This is a genomic window from Acinetobacter sp. YH1901134 (assembly GCF_013416965.1).
Lineage (GTDB): Bacteria > Pseudomonadota > Gammaproteobacteria > Pseudomonadales > Moraxellaceae > Acinetobacter > Acinetobacter amyesii.
In genome coordinates this window covers 1-3,523 of record NZ_VPEW01000036.1, presented here as the reverse complement: position 1 = coordinate 3,523, position 3,523 = coordinate 1, and the positions used below count along the sequence as shown (strand labels likewise).

Genomic DNA, 3,523 nt, shown 5'->3' with positions numbered 1-3,523 from the left:
AATTTTCAGCGTTGCTGGCTCCCCGTCAGCCGGATTGGGTTGCATCGCAGGGGTGTCGAAAGAGTCAACTGCGGTCCAAAGCTGTTGGACTTGGGTGAAAAGGGCGTTTATTCTTCCTATACGTTGTTCAGAATAACATTGTTCCGCCAACAATCAATTCGGTAGATATTGAACCTGAATATAGGGATATATTTAACTTGACGTTACACCAATCACAACAACGGCAAGTGAATTACGCAATGAGTAATACTTTTGGTTTTGGCGGACACATTGCCACAAGTATTTTTAAAAAATATGCTGAATAGAGAGTAGGTGCTAACTTCGGTTTGCTCGTGTTGGCGCTAAATCGAAAGTTCAAGTATCCCAACATGTTCCTTCGTATAGAAGTTAAAAGTTGGCAATTATCGTAGAACAACCTACAGACAACACCAATATGTAACCGATAAATAATTACAAAATATGACCGACAGAGTAAACATCATCAATAACTACATCGATGGATACAACCAATTTGATATCAAAAAAATGGTTGCAGACCTTGACGATAATATTGTTTTTGAAAACATTCAAAATAATGATATAAGTTTATCGCTGAAAGGGTTAACAGCGTTTAAACAACAGGCAGAAACAGCAAAAACATACTTTGCAAAGAGAACACAGACAGTTAAATCGTTTAGGCATTTTGACAACAGCACTGAAATAGAAATTGATTATACAGCAATTTTAGCAATTGACTTTCCGAACGGCTTAAAAAAAGGGCAAAAGCTAAAGTTATCAGGAAAATCCGTGTTTGAATTTAAAAAAAACAAAGTGATTAAATTGACAGACATTAGTTGACATTAAAACCAGCGAACAAGAATATGACTTTACTAAAACATAAAAAAATTACAATAATTGGTGCCGGGCCTGTTGGATTAACAATGGCGAGATTGTTACAGCAAAACGGCGTGGACATTACAGTTTACGAGAGAGACAAAGACCAAGATGCAAGGATTTTTGGTGGGACACTTGATCTGCACAGGGATTCGGGACAGGAAGCAATGAAAAGAGCGGGATTGTTACAAACTTATTATGACTTAGCTTTACCAATGGGTGTAAATATTGTTGATGAAAAGGGCAATATTTTAACCACAAAAAATGTAAGACCCGAAAATCGTTTTGACAATCCTGAAATAAACAGAAATGACTTAAGGACTATCCTATTAAATAGTTTACAAAATGATACCGTCATTTGGGATAGAAAACTTGTTACCCTTGAACCTGATAAGGAGAAGTGGATACTAACTTTTGAGGATAAATCGAGTGAAACAGCAGATCTGGTTATTATTGCCAATGGTGGAATGTCTAAAGTAAGAAAATTTGTTACCGACACGGAAGTTGAAGAAACAGGTACTTTCAATATACAAGCCGATATTCATCAACCGGAGGTGAACTGTCCTGGATTTTTTCAGCTTTGCAATGGAAACCGGCTAATGGCTGCTCATCAAGGTAATTTATTATTTGCGAATCCTAATAATAATGGTGCATTGCATTTTGGAATAAGTTTTAAAACACCTGATGAATGGAAAAGCAAAACGCGGGTAGATTTTCAAGACAGAAATAGTGTCGTTGATTTTCTCCTGAAAAAATTTTCCGATTGGGACGAACGCTACAAAGAACTGATTCGTTTGACATCATCTTTTGTAGGGTTAGCGACACGAATATTTCCCTTAGATAAGTCTTGGAAAAGTAAGCGTCCATTACCCATAACGATGATTGGAGATGCTGCTCATTTGATGCCTCCTTTTGCAGGACAAGGCGTAAACAGTGGGTTGATGGATGCCTTGATATTGTCGGATAATCTGACCAATGGGAAATTTAACAGCATTGAAGAGGCTATTGAAAATTATGAACAGCAAATGTTTGCTTATGGAAGAGAAGCACAGGCAGAATCAATAATAAACGAAACGGAAATGTTCAGCCTCGACTTTTCTTTCCAAAAACTAATGAATCTATAAAACAGAAAGGCGAGGAAATGAAAGAGAAAATAGTTAAAAAAAACGGAATAAGACTTTTTACCGAAAGTTTTGGATGTGAAAAAGATCCGGCAATACTCTTGATTGCGGGAGCAACGGTATCCATGTTGTATTGGGATGCTGAATTTTGCCAGAAACTATCTGAAAAGGGATTTTTTGTTATTCGCTACGACAATAGGGACGTAGGAAAATCTACTAATTACGAACCGGGTTCAACCCCCTATGATATTGTTGACTTAACCCATGATGCTATTTCAATTTTGGACGGCTATAAAATAGTCAAAGCCAATTTTGTGGGAATTTCACTGGGCGGACTGATTTCTCAAATAGCATCAATAAAATATGCCGACAGGGTAAGTTCAATAACACTAATCTCATCAGGTCCTTGGGGCGACTCAGACCCCACAATTCCTGAAATGGATACGCGTATTTTAGATTTTCACGGAAAAGCTGAAACCGTAGATTGGACAAATGAAGACAGTGTGGCAAATTATTTAATTCAAGGTGCTGAATTGATGAGCGGCAGGAAACAATTTGACAAACAAAGAAGTGAAAAACTGATTAGAGCCGAATTTAAAAGAGCTAATAACTATATAAGTATGTTCAATCATGCGGCACTGCAAGGTGGTGAAGAATACTGGAACAGATTGAGCGAAATCAATCAACCAACCTTAATTGTACACGGAACGGACGATAAAATATGGCATTTTAAGAATTCAGCAGTTTTACTTGAAAAGATAAACGGCTCAAAACTAATAACGCTTGATGGAACCGGACACGAACTACATTTCGAAGATTGGAATAAAATTATTGATGGAATAACGCAACATACAACAAATAACAAAAGAATGAACAAATAGGGTATTATGTATTTCCAAATCAACGGTTTAGAGATTGAAGCTAATATCAATGTGTTATGACGCTCAAGCTGGTGGAGCCGCTGCGCGAGCTGTTTAAAGATGAGGTGCGCAAGATCGGTATGGAGTTAGGTCTGCCCTACGACATGGTTTACCGTCATCCCTTCCCTGGCCCTGGCTTGGGTGTGCGTATTCTTGGCGAAGTAAAAAAAGAATATGCCGACAGGTTGCGCTTGGCTGATGCCATCTTTATCGAAGAGCTGTATGCCGCTGACCTGTATCACAAAACCAGCCAAGCCTTCGCTGTATTCTTGCCAGTGAAGTCGGTTGGCGTAGTGGGCGATGCCCGCCGCTATGAGTATGTGGTGGCATTGCGCGCAGTAGAAACTATCGATTTTATGACAGCGCGCTGGGCACACTTGCCGTATGAGTTTTTAGAAACGGTTTCTAGCCGCATCATTAATGAGATTCCCGGTATTTCGCGGGTAACCTACGATGTTTCCTCAAAGCCGCCGGCAACTATTGAGTGGGAGTGACGGGCACTGGCTGGCAATGTCTAGCAACGGCAGGCATTTCGGCTGAGGGTAAAAGAACTTTCCGCTAAGCGATAGACTGTATGTAAACACAGTATTGCAAGGACGCGGAACATGC

Annotated in this window: 3 protein-coding genes and 1 pseudogene; all 4 read left to right on the top strand. The window is 39.4% G+C overall.

Going from position 1 to position 3,523, the window contains the following annotated elements:
• Positions 1–459 precede the first annotated feature (459 nt).
• On the top strand, positions 460–837 hold the full coding sequence (locus FTV50_RS16485; RefSeq protein ID WP_044502095.1) for a hypothetical protein: 378 nt from the start codon (positions 460–462) through the stop codon (positions 835–837).
• A gap of 23 nt (positions 838–860) precedes the next feature.
• Positions 861–1,997 carry a tetracycline-inactivating monooxygenase Tet(X) gene (tet(X), locus tag FTV50_RS16480; RefSeq protein ID WP_044502094.1) on the top strand — a complete coding sequence of 379 codons (1,137 nt, stop codon included), beginning with the start codon at positions 861–863 and terminating at the stop codon, positions 1,995–1,997.
• A 17-nt stretch (positions 1,998–2,014) separates the two neighbouring features.
• Positions 2,015–2,875 (top strand): macrolide hydrolase EstT, encoded by an 861-nt coding sequence (gene estT / locus FTV50_RS16475; protein WP_077782102.1) that lies wholly within the window; start codon positions 2,015–2,017, stop codon positions 2,873–2,875.
• Between the two features lie 56 nt (positions 2,876–2,931).
• Positions 2,932–3,408, top strand: a pseudogene (locus tag FTV50_RS16470) (GMP synthase (glutamine-hydrolyzing)); the annotation flags it as partial.
• Positions 3,409–3,523 lie beyond the last annotated feature (115 nt).